Raw genomic sequence first — 15,541 nt, 5'->3', positions numbered from 1 at the left:
AAACTGTCACGCTTTTTGTTCCAAAAAGCCCGCCAGCTTGCTACGCAGTTGACGCTGGCGTTATGTGCCTCTGGAGCTCCATGTTTAGCGAATATTTTGAAGATTGGGAAGTTAAGCCAGAATTTGAAAAGGAATTTGTATCACTTTGGTCTGGGTGGCTTGGAAGCGAGAATTATCACAAACTTGATCTGGTAACTGAACGCGACTGGTCACGTTTCAATGCTTTCATTAAGAATCTGGCCGTTAATTTCAAAATCGAGCATGTTAGCTTAGATACTAAATCGACTATTGAAGTTAAATACATAGAATCCTGCTTATCCACTTACAAAGAAAGCATGGATAAGGATGAATCACTTTTTACAAAGCTTATATTGCCGGAGCTTGGATGTGTTATTAGCGAAGAGTGGGATTACACATATATTATCTGGCATAAAAACAACGGTGCAGTTGAAGCGCTTTCACCCTACATTAACCAGTCTGGATTAAAGCACTTCCATGACTAAGCACATAACAAAAAAAGTCACGGCGACCCAATACTCTCCACTTGAGCTTTGTGCGCAAAAATACTCGCACAAAGCTCAAGCTCCGGTATTGGGCGCGTGCTTTAGGCGTTATACGTAATATGAATTCTGAAGAATATAAGAAAATTTGTAACGCACCTGATGTATTACCTAAGAATATACTTATAGAGACTCAAAGTGTTCTGGTAAATGGGAGCGTTCGTGAAGCTTCGGTTGTAAAAATAGCTTTGCTTAAAGGAGCTATTCCATTCCCTGATAATCACAATGGTGATTCTTCAGTGACCTATCACAAAGTTAAGTGTTTAAGTGAAGAGGCTGAAAGTATTGCTGATTACTTATTTGAACGAGAAGCTGAATCTGTGCCTGTAAGTGGCATAACAACGCCTGAAACATCGAAACTTGTTACATTGGTTAATGTTTGGCATGAGCTTGCGGATTATATTCAAGAAAACGTATAACAATACGCTGAAATGCGTTCCGGCCAAAAAGACAGCCTCCACAGGACGTGCTAGTCGCACGCCCTTTAGCTAAAGCGTTAAATGGCAAAGGAAGCTATGAGCGAACTTTCTAAATTATTGGAAGAGGTGAAAGATGAGAAAAGCTTTCTACTCTTTGTAAAATCTTTGATAAAAGATCGACAGTCTCCTGATAGTTGGGAAAATAACACTATTAGTGATTTCTTAGAGTCATCTGTAGCGTGGGCAGAAGATTCTGATTTTGGCATTAACCAAGACTCAGAATTAGAAACAAATAAATGGAAGCAATTCGCAGTATTTTTGTATTGCGGAAAGATCTATGAATAATCACCATTTAACAAGGCGCTCAAGCTTTGGACGCAGTAAACTGCGCCGCTTAGCTTGGCGTTAACACCCATGATAAGAAAGCAGCCACTCGGCTGTTTTTTCGCCTTACGAAAGCTCAATTACTCTTAAATAGGCGTAGGTTAGAGACAACTATTACGAATAATATGTGAAAAAGACACTCTATTTACCGCCCGTATGCCGCCCGCGGCTTTTTGTATGAGGTATGAAAAGTCATTAACAATCATATATTTAGAGCATCAATTTCCGTTTTGTGAAAGGAGAAGGAAATCTCTGATAAAACTGGTTGCATGTACAGTTTATTTTGGGTTTTGTTCAGTTTTAGTGAGAGTCGTGCGCTTAAACATTATAAAAATCAATGATACGGCACGCTTTGCGATTATGCTTATTAATAAATTAGGTAAATATATAAATAGCAGATGAAACTTGTTTTCTCTTGAGTTATAAACGTGATTATGCAAATTAAAAAGCATTAAAATTAAATTAGAACATGGGGCTTGATTTTACTTGTCTTCTAATCAAAAAACTGGGTTAGTTTTAACTGCATTAATCAGGAAGGTGTTGCGTAATGAAATGGGTTTGGAAAGATCCTGTATGGAGCAAGGTAATTGCCCAAGTAATTACTTGGGGGGGAGGGATAATTATTGTATGGATTGGTGCATTGTATTTAGAAATAGGCAAAACAGATATTCAGCCCCAAAATAATTTTACTGAAAACACTGCTAATATTTATTCTGAAGAAATTGATTTTAAAAAAAGTCAAGGTGATAAGGGTTTAGGTGATAAGCCTTCTATTAATACTAGTATTCAGGAAGATTTAACTGATAAATATCAAAAAAATATTAAGAAAACAGACCCTTGTATTAGCGATAACCCTAAAATAAGTTGTCTATGGAGAGAGTAAATTGAAAAAAATAATTGTGTTATTGATCCTTTTTTTTGTACAGACAACTTTGATGGCGGCTGAAGAATGTCAAACAAAACTATCAAAAAATGATGATTATAAAAAACTAAATGAAATAATTAGTTGTCTAAATAATCGAATTAATTATTTAGAGAGTAAAAATATAAATTCAAGTAAGACTGTTATAATTAAACCTAATGGTGCTGAACTTAAAAGTGAGCAAGTCATACACTTTGCTGGCTTTACATTTAACTTACTCAGTTGTTCAAGAATTGGAGGTTCTGTAGAGTGCACTGTTAGAGCTAATAATAATCAAAATGATCGTATTGTACCGTTTTACTCAAGAAAAAATGAAACTAGAGCAATTGACTATTCAGGTAATGAGTATTTTGCTTCTGGATTATCTCTTGGCACTAAGAAGCTTACTACTTACACTAAAAGAAATTTTGTAAATGGGATTCCGGTTTTGATAACCTTACATTACCCAAGTGTTAAAAGTGATGTTAATTCATTTGCTTTGGTTGAAATAAAAAGTGGGGAAGGAGGTATAAGGTTTCGAGATGTTCCAATAATTTAACAAACTTACAATATGGCCTTACATAGCTTTGTTTTAGTGAAGTTTACTTATTTTGACAAATAATAAGCAAATTTATTGAACCTAAAATTGAAAAAGTGAATACATTCTGTATTTATAAGGATGCAAAAAGGTGTGCAGCCCTTACCTAGGGTACATAAACATATAGCTATATCTATGATTGCGTGGTTGATAATGACAAGGAGTTTTAATGGCTAGAATGGCAAATACCGCAGCAACATTTGGCGGAGTTGGAAGTGGGGTTGCTGGTATAACTGGTGGTGCAGGTTTTGTTTCGGAAATGGTTAATGGCGCCAGTAGTCTTCGAGTTTATGGTTATACAACAATAGAAATTTCGAGTGTTTTAATTGTAATTTTAGTTTTAGCTTTATCATATTATTGGTTTTTTAAGAAAAGAACTGATAGTAAAAAGCTTACTTTGATTGATGGTCTCAAGATTTTTTTAATAAGTCTAGCTATTACTTTTCTGGTTACGTTGACTGTAGGTATGTACAAAATAAAGCCTGATCGTACATTTGAGACAGCTGGTGTACAAGGAGAACTTATTGGCTGCTTTCAATCTGGTAGTGCTTTGAGGTGTGACTTTATATTAGAAAACGTAAAAAAATCTGGTGGTATTGAACTGTCAGTGTTACGCACATCGTCATCAATTGTTACTCCTTCAGGATCATCAATTAAGCCTTACCAAATGTCTGTAGGTGATGAAACAAAAGACCATACCCGTGGTATGGAAGTGAACTTACATCAATCTGGACATGCATATATTTCATTTGATTTTAAACTCTCACAAGAGAGCAGTATTAACAAAATTCAAGGTTTGGAGTTTGTTATGTCTATTGATGGTATTACTGAAACTAATACATTGATAGATATTTGGGTTGAATCTGGTTACTAGATTTTAAGCTACAACTTAATAATCAAGAAGAATAAGCAGCCAATCGGCTGCTTTTTTTGGCCATACGAAAACTCAATTACTCTTAAATGGGTTTAGGTTAAACCCGATTATTACTAATAAAGCACTAATATATAGCGAAAAATACACTCTATTTTCCGCCCGTATGCCGCCCAAGGCTTTTTGTGTTAGGTATGAAAACTTATTAATAATCAGTTTTTTAGAGTATTAATTTTCGTTTTGTAAAGAGAGAAGGAAATTGAAGAAATACGCGCGAGGGGTATTGCAACCCTAGGAATTAGAGTTTAAATTTTACCCATGCTGTCATATTTGTGTTTGGCGGCGAACAATTCTTTAAGGCTCACAGGTATGTGGGCCTTTTCTATTTCTAAGCCTCGCTAATCAGCGGGGCTTTTTCGTTTCTGGATATCACAAACCTATGAAGATCTTGCCAGATGAGCTGTTTGAAATTGCGTTAGCTATGGTGGTTGCAAGTATTGGTGGTGCTGTTAAGTACCTTATTCGAATTCAGCAAGATCCTAGAAAATTCTCATTAATTCAATTGCTTATCACCGTTTTTATTGGCGGTTTTCTAGGAATGATTACTTACTTTCTTGGTGTTTCTCTTGGCTTGGATGGCGGTGCAATCGGCTTTATGTCTGGTGTTGCTGGCCTAATGGGAAATGAAGCGATTAGACATTATGAGCAACGCTTTAAGCGGGGTGGTTTATGAGTTTGAACTTGTTACAACTGAAGGATCTTGTTGTTAAGCCTGTGTTGAAAGACTTAGGCATGTATTCGATAGCGGCTGAGCAATTGGTTTTAGGGACGATCTGCCAAGAGAGTGGCGGCATTCACCTTAAGCAGCTAGGCGGTGGGCCTGCGTTGGGTATCTGCCAGATGGAGCCAAACACCCATAAAGACATTTGGATTAACTATCTCAAGTATCAAAGAGACATCGTTAAGGATCTTGCGGGTTACATCAGCGCAGCTGCTGAAGATGTGTATGCCGTGGCTGATTACCCAGACCATGATGAGCTGATTAGTAACTTGAAATACTCGGTTGCTATGTGCCGTGTTCACTTCTGGCGTAAGCCTAATGCATTACCTAAAGCGAATGATATCAATGGTTTAGCCTCTTACTGGAAGCAGTTTTATAACACTGTTAAAGGCGCTGGAAAGGTTGAAGAGTTTATTAATAACTTTCCGTTTGAGCTGTACGGATTGAAAAAACAGGAGAATGTGAAATGAAGATCTTTAGTGCGATTGTGAGTTTGGCGACGGGGAACATCCCCGCTTTGATTGGTGGTCTTGTGGTGGATACTTTGCAAGCAACCATTCGAAAGGTGGACTGGGCCGTAGTGATTGAGCGCTTGGTGAGTCGTGTTGTTGTGATGGGTTTGCGTAAGCTTGAACGCATGACAACAAACCAGCTAGTGAAGGACACGGTTGATAACATTATTGAGCAGTTAAACCACTCTTCAAATCGCCTTCCTCAGGTTAAAAAACAGGATGAAATCATCAAGAAAAGGGTGAGTCGTAGAAGGCGTGATAAATAAAAGTGAATTGGTGTGCAAAAAGTGGAAAAAGGTACTCCCAATAGGGGCCTTTTTCCTGCGGGTTTTACACTCGCGACCTCACAGAATTTTTTGAAAATATCCTTCGTATTACCTCTACCCCTTTTTGGGGTGTTTTTTATCAATTTATTAACAAATGAGCGTTTTTAACTATGGCTTCTAAAAAACAATTAGCAGATATCTTGGGGATAACTGTTAAAACTCTTCGAAACAATGAGAAAGACGGCTATTCCCCTGTTTATCTAGAGTCTGGCGATGTGGATATCGATGCATCGATTCGAACTTTCATTAAATTCCAGTCAGAAGTGATCAGAATCATGAAAGCGAACCTAGGGAGGAAACAGGGGGGTAACAGTGGAAATACGAAAGCTCATAAATCGACCGAAGATTGGCGAAAAGAGAAGGAAAAACAAGCCGCCATAAAACTGCATATTGCTAACTCAGAAGCGATGGGAAATTTGGTGCCAGCTGATGCTATGACAGAGCTCTATAATGCGCCTCTTTCTGTGTTTAGAAACCACCTTTCTGACCTCTCTAATCAAATTCAAAAACGCCTATCAATAAAACCCAAGGATGTGAGTGCAATCGACCAAGTTGTCGAGGAGGTTTTCGACAGTTTAGAAGAGGTTGGCAAAGATGAGTTACAGCCGCTTATCGATAAGGTTCTTGAGAAATATTCTCGACATTACGTCCCCACCGAAGAAGATACCTTTAACGGTTTGGAGTAAAAAGCACAAAAACCCTGAAGCACAGATTTATCCCCCTAAGTCTTTTCAACGTGCTTGGCTATTGGCGATGGAGTCACCGCTAATAGAGAAAATCGTTTTAGCAAAAAGCGCCCGAGTTGGTTACGCCATTTTTATTAATACCTCGGTTGCTTGGTTAGTGACGAACGACCCTGGCAACATCATGATTGTTCAGAATACTCAAGGTGATGCTGAGAAGTTTGCGACTAAAGAGATTGGCCGTGTCTTTAGTTATTGTGCGCCTGTTGTATCTAAGTTGTTTGGTAAAAACACGTCGACCGAAAAGAACTTTTATGGCGGTGATCTTTCGGTTGTATGGGCTACGTCTGGCAGTAGCTTTCGTTTGGTTACGATCAAATATCTCTTTATGGATGAGGTGTCTGGGTATTTAGACAATGTCGATAAAGAGGGTGACCCAATCGACCTTGGGATAACCCGTACAGAGAGTGAAGCCCAACGAAAAATCGTATTAGGTTCGACACCTAAAGAGGCGGGCACTTGCAAGATTACCCGAGAGTTTCTATTAACCGATCAGCGTTATTTATATGTACCTTGTCCTCATTGTCAGCATAAGCAAAGGCTGAAATTAGAGAACTTTCGATACTCGCCAAAAGACTTTTTATCGGCTCACTTTGTTTGTGTTAAGTGCAGTGGAAAAATTAAAGAAGAACACAAATTCAACATGGTTGATTCGGGAGAGTGGCGAGCAACCCGCGAGTTTGAATGTTGTGGTGTACACCAAACACCTGAGAAATGGGACGAAACAGGTTCGGCCCTTTGCTGTAAATGCGGTGAACCTGGTGATACCAACGAAAGGGGCAAATTGGATGCAGGCTTTCATATCTGGTCTGCTTACAACGATAACCCAAATACCGCTTTGCCTTCGATCGCTGGTGAATACGATAAGGCCAAAAAAGACCCTTTAAAAATGCAGACTTTCATGAATACGAAGGTCGGGGTTGAGTATTCAGATGCAGCACATGCCCTCAAGCTGAATAACTTTGAAGTCTTGTATGGCAGGCGAGAATACTACTCACCAACTGAGGTATTACCGGAGCAAGTGCGCTGTGTTTTAGCAACGGTAGATACTCAGAAAAACCGCTTTGAATATCACTTTTGGGCGATTGGTGAGCGAGGAGAAATTTGGGCGGTTAACTATGGGCAAGTGCTGGGTGACCCTGAAGATGAAAGCACCCAAGCTAAGCTCATTTCTATTCTGAGTACTGAACTTACCTTGTCATCAGGTAATAAGCTTAGTGTTTTTGCGGTGGCGATGGACTGTAACGGCCATGCATGGAAAGCCATGCTTGAGTTTTGCGCACCATACCAAGGCTGGATCTTCGCTATTCGTGGTGAATCCAGTACTAAGACTAAGTTTAAGTCTGAATTTACGCTTACTTATAAGGTTCACCCTGAGGCCAAGTGTGAGTATCGAAGCCTCAATGTTCATCAAATCAAAAACCGTGCTGCAGAACGTTTAAACAACGAATTGCCCGGTAAAAATTACATTCATTTCCCGTTTAACGATGTGTTCGATATTCAGTATTTCCAAATGCTGACTGCCGAAGAATTAAAAGGCAGTGGAACCAATGTTAAGTGGGATAAGAAGACAGGCCAATCTCGAAATGAGCCATGGGATTTGCTGGTTTATGTGCTTTGGCTTTATGACTTTTTTAGACCTGAGATACAGCAAGCAAGCCCATCTGAGCCACTTGGCTTAATCGACCCTGCTAGCCAAAAGCATGGCGATTACGACTTAGAACACACCTATGTAGATCACTACGAAACATCTAATTATGAGGATTACGGATGACAGTTTATGCCACTGCTGAAAACCTGCTGGTTGTCCAGCAAGCCATCACTGATTTAGTGAGTGGTAAGCGACAAGTGAAGGTGGAATACACCACACCTCAAGGCAGCAAAAATAGCATGCAATACACAGAGGTGAGTTTGTCTGAATTAAGAGCCTTAGAGCAGCAAATGCGAAACGAACTCACCCCTATGCCTTTGATGGAAAGTGTTGATGTTGAGGTGCAGTTTTGAGTTATTCCAGTGTCGAGAAGTCAGCTTTATTTTCTGATGCACAGGCGCATGATAACGAGAAAAGCGAAGCGGCATTACTCAAAGAGATTACGGCTAGTCACCATCTCATTCGAAACAACCCTTTATTGAGGGTGGGTGCATCTCGCTTTAGGGCGAGTTGTATTGGGGATGGCTCCACACCTGTTTTTGATCCTAATTTGTTTAGCGCTGAATTTATTCAAAGCTTTAATGAGTGGGCAACTTACTGCGACTTTTACGACAACACGAATTTTGCTGGTGTGCAGGCGTTAGGCGTCATGACCATGTTGCTAGATGGCAGTGCATTTATTGTGCGCCGACGTACTTTGGATCGTATTCCATTACAGCTTCAAGTGGTTAGCCCTTTAAGTTTGGCAACTAACTTAGAGCGGACGGGATCAGGCAGCTATGTGCGTGGCGGCATCTTATATTCGAAGAATGGCAAAGTTAAGAAATATGCCTTTTATAAGTTACCTCGTGACCATCCTGATTTTGACGAAGAGTCTGTGAATTGGCTACCTGCTGCGGATGTCATTCACCTTAGAGATGTAATTCATGCTGGGCAATCTACAGGCCAACCTTGGATCACAGCAGGGGCTGATTTTGCTAAGTAATATAAGGACAACCAAACAGTCGAGATAAAGTCTCGGATGAAGCGAATAGGCCAACAGGTCTTTGCTTTAAAAGATACTGAGGTTAGCCAAACAGCGGGTGCTCCTGGTGTTCAAAAAGCACCTCAAAAACTCATACTTCAAGCAGGTGGCGTCACCTTTCTAAATGGTGTTAAAGAAATCAAGACCGCGTCACCTGCGGAAATAGCGGGTAATTATCAAGAGCATAATAACCAAGTGCTGAGAATGATTGCGGGCTTGTTGGGTATTACCTACGAAATGCTAACGGGCGATCTTACCCAAGTGAATTACTCCAGCATCCGTGCTGGGATGATTAACCACAGGCGTTTTGTTAGTCAGCTTAGAACCATTGTTTTAGAGCCAGCGTATAACCGTATTTTAGGTTGGTTTATCGAAGCTTATAACCTCAGTGGAATAGGCCAAATAGCTGACTATTTTGATAACCCTTATCCCTATCTATCACCAAGCTGGATTTGGCCTGAGTGGGAAGAAATCGACCCTCTTAAAGCGGCTAAAGCCTTGGTGCTTGAAGTTAATAATCATATCAATTCACTAGAAGACGTTGCCAATAGCCGAGGTAAAACCCTCGATCAACATCTTGATAGTGTGCAACGCAGTAAACAAGCAAAAGAAGAGCGAGGATTAAATGATGCGCCATCTGACTCAGCTGATGACGAACGCCCCTATGCTGATGACGGTTGATGCTCATCAATCCAATTTAGCACTGCTTAACCAGTTTTATCAGAACCCCAAATTGTTTTTAGACAATGATGCCACGAAAGGCAGAAATACCTTCTGCCACCTTTCCGTATTTGGGCCAACTTCTCACCGTTTTAATGAGTTAGATGCCAGTTGTAATGAAGTGGTTTCTTATCGTGATCTACGTACAAACTTCACTCACTTGATGACTAACGATGAGATCAAACAAGTGTTTGTTGAGTTTGATGGACCAGGTGGAGAGGCAACAGGCTGTTTCGATTTAGCCTCTCATATTCGTGCGCTTTCCAAAGTGAAACCTGTGATTGGCTTTATTAACGGTAATTGCTTTTCAGCGAATTACGCACTGGCAAGTGCTTGCTCTCAGCTCTATGCCAGCCCTCATAGTATGGCGGGTTCAATCGGTGTGATTTATGGCCGTCGGGAAGTCCAAAACGACAAAGAGAAAATTACCTATTTCACCACGGGCGAGGCTAAGGCAGATGGTTCGCCTCATACCGAATTAACAGATGCTGAAAGCCAGCGACAACAAGCGATTGTTGATCAACTTGGTGAGTCTTTCTTTTCGTTAGTGGGTGAGTTTAGAGGGCTTGAAGTCTCTGCGCTTAAAGACCTACAGGCGCAAATATTTAACGCGAATCAATTATTAAGCCATGGGCTAATTGATGGAATCAAAACCGAAGAAGAGATTAAAACCATGATGACAGATGGAAAGCACAAGCGAATTGTGGCTGAGATTAATGCGGCTCTGGCTTTAGTCGCCTTGCCGAAGTCGAAAGCCGGTTCCTACAACCACGCGAAGCGGGCTCTTATAAATCGAAACGGCCACGTATTGGTAAGTATGGCAGGCTAGCAGGCTTACTCGGTGGTGGTGCGGCCTTGTCGCTTTTCTCAGGGGCTGCTAACGCAGGTGGTATGGATTTAAGCAACATTGCCATGGCAGGTGCGGATATCGCAGGCGCAGCAGGTAGCCTAACCGAAGCCTTGCCCATGGCAGGCATGATGAAAGGCGCAGGCAAACTCTTTCGACCTTTAGATATAGCCCTTTCAGGTGCGGCTTTAACCTCAGCAATTTCAGAAGGCGACAACGAACAAATCGGCGCTACAGCAGGTGATATGGCAGGTGGTATTGGTGGCGCAGCCGCAGGGGCAATGGCTGGAGCAGCCATTGGGTCAGTCGTACCTGTTATCGGTACAGCAGTAGGTGGTGTACTCGGCTCTATTGTCGGTGGCCTCGGCGGTGGCGCATTAGGTGAATGGGCAGGCAGTAAAGTTGGCAGTCTTTTTAATGATGACGAAGACGAAAACCAGCAAACCAAAGCAACCGAACCAAACACCCTAAACCGCTTAAGCAATTGGCTAGGGGAGCAGCTCCCTAATTGGATGTCAGAAGACAAAACCGCTCAACCCATAGCCAATGCCAGCGCAAACGGGCCAGCCAATCAGCTTGCACAGCAGCAAAACAAAGCCAAGCAAACCTCAGTGAGCTTTGCGCCAGTAATCAACCTAACGCCAACAGGTAACCCAAGTTACGACCAAGAACTAAGCGACCAAATAATCCAACGCTTAAAGGACGAACTCACCCCAACCTTAATGGGCGGCTCAGCTGTGGCAATGAGTATCGATGCTAGCTTGTCGGATAATCAAAACTCTTAACTTGCTTACTTCCAAAAGAGACCCCAATGAAACAAATGATGTCCCTCGGTGGCTTTGTGTTCTCACTCGGCCAAGGCACACCCTATACAGGCCTACAACGTACCAGCGATGGTGGTTGGCGCACCATCACCCGATACGGCCAAAAGCCCATCAGCCAAAACACAGGCCAAAGCCTTGAGAATATCAGCCTCACTGGCACATGGTTTAAAGCCGAAGGGCTGGATAACCTTGCAAGCCTGCGCACACTGCAAAACCAGCGAGAGCCACTCGTACTCGCAGATGGTTATGGCAACAATCTTGGTCTCTGGACGATAAAGCGCCTAAACGAAAAACAAGACCGCATCATAGACGATGGCACTCCCATCACCTTGTCATTCACCCTAGAACTAGAGGAATACGCAGGTGAAAACATTACGTAGCCGAGAAGGCGACAGCATCAGCCTTATCCTCTGGATGGGCCTAAAGCGCACAGACGACGAAGCCGAGCGAGCACTCTACACCTTAAACCCACACCTCACACAATACGGCCCCATCTTACCCGCAGACGTACTCATCACCTTGCCAGCACTCTCTCAGCAGGCTCAAGAACAAATCCAAACAGACAGCATGGTAAACATATGGGATTAGGCTACAAACCAATTGTTCAAGTCACCAGCGAATCAAAGCAACTCGCCAACATCATCAACCAACGCCTCATCTCATGGAAACGAACCGATGCACCTGGCATACAAACCGATCAAATCACCCTCGTTATCGACACCCAAAATCAAGACGGATTACCCAAAGAAGGCGCCATACTCAACTGGCACGAAGGCGTAGACGACACCCTAATAGACAGAGGGGCATTTAAAATCACCCGAATCACCCCCGTACTCTTCCCGCCCACCATGACAATCGTCGCAACCGCCGCCCCCTTTCAAGTCGAAGACAACACCCGCTTTAAAGAACGACAAACCAAAACCTTCGAGAACATCACCCTTGCCGATCTCTTTCGACAAGTTGTCACCGCCCACGGCTTTAGCCCCAGAGTCGCCCCCGAATATGAAGACGAACTCATCGAGCACCTAGACCAAACAGATGAAACAGACGTTGCCTTTCTGACAAGGCTTGCCAGAGAGCGAGACGCCATCGCAAAGCCGGTAAACGACTTATACGTCTTAGCCCCAAAAGGGCGAGAGAAAACCCTCTCAGGCCAGCGTTTGCCCACAGTCACCTTATCCATGCCGAGCAAAAACACACCCAGCGACAGCGGCTTTATCAACTGCCAACTAGAGCAATCAAGCCGATCTTCGGTAAATGGCATCAAAGCCAACTGGACCGACAGTGAAACAGGGGAGGAGCACACCATCAGCACAGGCAGTGCGCCTTTTAAGAAGCTGAGGCAAGCCCATTCAACTCAAGCCACCGCCATGAAAGCAGCCAAAGATGAGCTCTTAAAAATGCAGCGTAGGCAAGGGTCTAAGCTCACCCTAGAAGTGCCAGGCAACATACCAGATCACGAGGCGCTAGTCGTTGGCGCTCAGCTGATCTTAGATGGGAGCTTTCCTGCGATTTTAGCTGGAGCGTGGCGAATAGAGTCCGTCACCGCCAGCGGGAATAAGCAGGGCTATAGGGTGTTAGTGAAGGCGAGTGATACTTGAAAGGGTTTAGGTTAAAGGTTTAAAAGCGAGATAAAGAGACGTAAGATCATGAGGTTATATGGAATAGAGAACTTAAAAACGAGGACGAGAAGTTTCATGATGAAGTTTATGGAAACGTTAGACCTTACTAAACAATTGAAGATGCTTTACTGGCTTGTTGTAGCACTTTCTTCTTTCTCTTTATTTTTGTTAAGTGAGAGTAGTAGCATCATTCACTCAATAAAATATATTGTCTTTGGATTACTAGTAAATTATTTATTCATTTATAGATATGTTTTTAAGTTAGATATTTATTTGATTTCATCACACTCCTTGAAAGCAGGAGAGTCAAAAATATTGCGATTAATGTGCTTTTCTTTTGGGCTTTATATTAATACGGAAGTCTTTATAGTCTTATTTAATTGATTTTAATTTTAGAGAGCACAATGTCAGAAGTTGAGTTTAATTCGTTTTATATCCTTTGGTCATTATTCGTTAGTTATTGCACTACATACTTTTTTTATAAACGTAATAAGAATCTTAAAAAAAGCTTTGCTTTAGCTATGAGTATTTTTCTTATATTGACAGGGGGAGCTGCTCTTTATAGTTACAATAAACTCTCCATGATAGCTGAGAGAGTTAAAAATAATGACGTTTCCGTTGCAACAGGGAGTATAAAAAATCTAGAAAATTTTAACGGAATGGATTCCTTTATGATTGATAATACAAAGTTTGAAATCGACCATAATGAAATTCATTGTTTAAGTGTTCAGAAGCTACTAGAAGAAAATATGAATGTAACTATCAAATTTGTAAAAACTGGTCTGTTTCGAAAAGAAGGTGGCCAATGTATTATTGATATAGAGTATTCCAGGAGTTAAAAAAGAAACGCTCTACATTTTTGGTAGTCTATTTTAAATTTCGAAGAGGAACACACCATCAGCACAGGCAGTGCGCCTTTTAAGAAGCTGAGGCAAGCCCATTCAACTCAAGCCACCGCCATGAAAGCGGCCAAAGACGAGCTCTTAAAAATGCAGCGTAGGCAAGGGGCTAAGCTCACCGCTCTCTAATCGAGAATGTACCAAGAAACATACCTGATTCTCAGGCGTTAGTGGTTGGTGCCCAGCTGATATTAGACGGGAGCTTTCCTGCGATTTTAGCTGGAGAGTGGCGAATAGAGTCCGTCACCGCCAACGGGAACAAGCAAGGTTATCGAGTTCTAGTGAAGGCAAGTGCTACTTGAAAGAGCTTAAAGTAAAAGGTTTAAAAGCGAGATAAAGAGAGTTAAGATCACGAGCCACTTAAAAATATTAATAGGATAAACTTTTGGTAGTTATTTTTTACATAATATTCACAATAATTCTGAATTCTTTTATAACAAAGTATATTAAAAGCAAAAAATCCATCCATATCTATTACGCTTTTTTACTGATTTTTTTTATTGTAATTGAGGTGCGTATTCCATTATTTCTTTTAAATAGGGAATATATCGTTAATAACAATATAAATGAAGTATTATGCTCAATAATATTGGTTTTATACCCTATTTATTATGGTTTTAGATGGGGGAGAAACGTACATAGATGAAATAAAAGTAATCGCAAAGCCGGTTAACGACTTGTACGTCTTGGCCCCAAAAGGTCGGGAGAAAACCCTCTCAGGTCAGCGTCTACCCACCGTCACCTTATCCATGCCGAGCAAGAACACACCCAGCGACAGCGGCTTTATCAACTGCCAACTAGAGCAATCAAGCCGATCTTCGGTAAATGGCATCAAAGCCAACTGGACCGACAGTGAAACAGGGGAGGAGCACACCATCAGCACAGGCAGTGCGCCTTTTAAGAAGCTGAGGCAAGCCCATTCAACTCAAGCCACCGCCATGAAAGTAGCCAAAGACGAACTCTTAAAAACACAGCGTAAGCAAGGATCTAAGCTCACACGTATCTGACAGAGAGTCTAATCGAGAATGTGCCAAGCAACATACCTGATCACAAAGCGCTGGTTTTTGGGGCTCAGCTGATATTAGACGGGAGCTTTCCTGCAATATTAAAGGGAACGTGGCTAATAGAGTCCGTCAACGCCAGCGGGAATAAGCAGGGCTATAGGGTGTTGGTGAAGGCGAGCACTAATGATACTTGAAAGAGTTTAGTGTTTAGGATTTAAAGTTTAGATAAAAATGCGTAAGATCATGAGGCTATAAACAGAATGAAACTGTTTTATATGTGTCGGGCATATGCCTGTATAGAAATGGATAAATAGAGAGAAAAATAAAGTGAGTGATGATTTGTACTTTTTACTTGTTTACATCTTACTTGCATTAATGTTGCTAGGAGTTGTTTTTGAACATACTTGGAATTCATTTTTTTATAATTACAATGTGACTATTTATAATAAAAACACAAGTAATAAAATTAGAAGTGATAAAAAACTAGTTGAAAAAGTTAGTGATGTAATTAATGAGCTAAACTTATCTCAAATAGTATTTTTTGAAAAAGATTCAAATACTATATACATAAGAGAAAAGTTAGTACAAAAAGGTCCTCATACAGTTACTGTCATGAATGCTGTTATTAAAATGACTGATGATAAAGTAGTGATTAAAGGATTACTTAATTGGTCTGTTGTTTTTGCTTATTCTGCATTTATTTTACTTGGAGCAATAAATGGGCTTGAAGTGGCAGTTTTAATAATATTAATTACTCTTGCTGTTATTGCCTATGCTTATTTCAAACAAATGAAAATGTATAATGAAATCATAAAACTATTTTGATTCCCTTTAATAATCTGAGGTACTTAGCTT

Annotated in this window: 20 protein-coding genes and 1 pseudogene; all 21 read left to right on the top strand. The window is 41.1% G+C overall.

Annotation, left to right across the window (positions count from 1 at the left end; translation table 11 throughout):
* Positions 1-80 precede the first annotated feature (80 nt).
* Entirely contained in the window at positions 81-503 is a 423-nt protein-coding gene (locus tag Q0A08_RS10415; RefSeq protein WP_438466997.1) for a hypothetical protein, read from the top strand.
* Positions 504-622: 119 nt separating this feature from the next.
* Positions 623-979, top strand: coding sequence for a hypothetical protein (locus Q0A08_RS10410; protein ID WP_438466995.1), 357 nt, complete (start codon positions 623-625; stop codon positions 977-979).
* An 81-nt stretch (positions 980-1,060) separates the two neighbouring features.
* A complete protein-coding gene (locus tag Q0A08_RS10405) occupies positions 1,061-1,324 on the top strand; it encodes a DUF7660 family protein (RefSeq protein ID WP_438466993.1) in 264 nt (87 codons plus the stop codon).
* Between the two features lie 586 nt (positions 1,325-1,910).
* Positions 1,911-2,246 (top strand): hypothetical protein, encoded by a 336-nt coding sequence (locus tag Q0A08_RS10400; RefSeq protein ID WP_438466992.1) that lies wholly within the window; start codon positions 1,911-1,913, stop codon positions 2,244-2,246.
* Between the two features lies 1 nt (position 2,247).
* Positions 2,248-2,823: a hypothetical protein gene (locus Q0A08_RS10395; RefSeq protein WP_438466990.1), complete on the top strand. Its 576-nt coding sequence runs from the start codon at positions 2,248-2,250 to the stop codon at positions 2,821-2,823.
* A 208-nt stretch (positions 2,824-3,031) separates the two neighbouring features.
* Positions 3,032-3,736 (top strand): hypothetical protein, encoded by a 705-nt coding sequence (locus Q0A08_RS10390; protein ID WP_438466988.1) that lies wholly within the window; start codon positions 3,032-3,034, stop codon positions 3,734-3,736.
* A gap of 436 nt (positions 3,737-4,172) precedes the next feature.
* On the top strand, positions 4,173-4,466 hold the full coding sequence (locus Q0A08_RS10385; RefSeq protein WP_438466986.1) for a phage holin family protein: 294 nt from the start codon (positions 4,173-4,175) through the stop codon (positions 4,464-4,466).
* The gene (locus Q0A08_RS10380) at positions 4,463-4,984 is read left to right on the top strand and encodes a hypothetical protein (RefSeq protein ID WP_438466984.1); all 522 of its coding nucleotides are present in this window, start codon (positions 4,463-4,465) and stop codon (positions 4,982-4,984) included. Before Q0A08_RS10385 ends, Q0A08_RS10380 begins: the two co-directional genes overlap by 4 nt.
* Positions 4,981-5,292 (top strand): hypothetical protein, encoded by a 312-nt coding sequence (locus Q0A08_RS10375; RefSeq protein WP_438466982.1) that lies wholly within the window; start codon positions 4,981-4,983, stop codon positions 5,290-5,292. The genes Q0A08_RS10380 and Q0A08_RS10375 overlap by 4 nt, the downstream gene beginning before the upstream one ends.
* Positions 5,293-5,462: 170 nt before the next feature.
* On the top strand, positions 5,463-6,038 hold the full coding sequence (locus Q0A08_RS10370; RefSeq protein ID WP_438466980.1) for a hypothetical protein: 576 nt from the start codon (positions 5,463-5,465) through the stop codon (positions 6,036-6,038).
* Entirely contained in the window at positions 5,947-7,869 is a 1,923-nt protein-coding gene (locus Q0A08_RS10365) for a terminase gpA endonuclease subunit (protein WP_438466978.1), read from the top strand. The genes Q0A08_RS10370 and Q0A08_RS10365 overlap by 92 nt, the downstream gene beginning before the upstream one ends.
* Positions 7,866-8,099: a gpW family head-tail joining protein gene (gpW, locus tag Q0A08_RS10360; protein WP_438466976.1), complete on the top strand. Its 234-nt coding sequence runs from the start codon at positions 7,866-7,868 to the stop codon at positions 8,097-8,099. Before Q0A08_RS10365 ends, gpW begins: the two co-directional genes overlap by 4 nt.
* Positions 8,096-9,451 (top strand): annotated as a pseudogene (locus Q0A08_RS10355) (phage portal protein). The gene gpW and the pseudogene Q0A08_RS10355 overlap by 4 nt, the downstream one beginning before the upstream one ends.
* On the top strand, positions 9,399-10,319 hold the full coding sequence (locus tag Q0A08_RS10350; protein ID WP_438466974.1) for a S49 family peptidase: 921 nt from the start codon (positions 9,399-9,401) through the stop codon (positions 10,317-10,319). Before Q0A08_RS10355 ends, Q0A08_RS10350 begins: the two are co-directional and overlap by 53 nt.
* Positions 10,320-10,345: 26 nt before the next feature.
* The gene (locus Q0A08_RS10345) at positions 10,346-11,122 is read left to right on the top strand and encodes a hypothetical protein (RefSeq protein ID WP_438466972.1); all 777 of its coding nucleotides are present in this window, start codon (positions 10,346-10,348) and stop codon (positions 11,120-11,122) included.
* A gap of 26 nt (positions 11,123-11,148) precedes the next feature.
* The gene (locus Q0A08_RS10340; RefSeq protein WP_438466970.1) at positions 11,149-11,541 is read left to right on the top strand and encodes a phage tail protein; all 393 of its coding nucleotides are present in this window, start codon (positions 11,149-11,151) and stop codon (positions 11,539-11,541) included.
* The gene (locus tag Q0A08_RS10335) at positions 11,525-11,749 is read left to right on the top strand and encodes a tail protein X (RefSeq protein WP_438466968.1); all 225 of its coding nucleotides are present in this window, start codon (positions 11,525-11,527) and stop codon (positions 11,747-11,749) included. Before Q0A08_RS10340 ends, Q0A08_RS10335 begins: the two co-directional genes overlap by 17 nt.
* A gap of 260 nt (positions 11,750-12,009) precedes the next feature.
* Complete coding sequence (locus tag Q0A08_RS10330; RefSeq protein WP_438466967.1) at positions 12,010-12,762, top strand: contractile injection system protein, VgrG/Pvc8 family; 753 nt, start codon at positions 12,010-12,012, stop codon at positions 12,760-12,762.
* Between the two features lie 425 nt (positions 12,763-13,187).
* Entirely contained in the window at positions 13,188-13,622 is a 435-nt protein-coding gene (locus tag Q0A08_RS10325; protein WP_438466965.1) for a hypothetical protein, read from the top strand.
* 737 nt (positions 13,623-14,359) lie between these two features.
* Positions 14,360-14,689 (top strand): hypothetical protein, encoded by a 330-nt coding sequence (locus tag Q0A08_RS10320; protein ID WP_438466963.1) that lies wholly within the window; start codon positions 14,360-14,362, stop codon positions 14,687-14,689.
* Positions 14,690-15,013: 324 nt separating this feature from the next.
* Positions 15,014-15,511 carry a hypothetical protein gene (locus tag Q0A08_RS10315; protein ID WP_438466962.1) on the top strand — a complete coding sequence of 166 codons (498 nt, stop codon included), beginning with the start codon at positions 15,014-15,016 and terminating at the stop codon, positions 15,509-15,511.
* Positions 15,512-15,541: the final 30 nt, after the last annotated feature.

It is taken from the genome of Marinomonas sp. PE14-40, assembly GCF_051623805.1.
Lineage (GTDB): Bacteria > Pseudomonadota > Gammaproteobacteria > Pseudomonadales > Marinomonadaceae > Marinomonas.
This window is presented reverse-complemented; position numbering and strand designations above follow the sequence as displayed.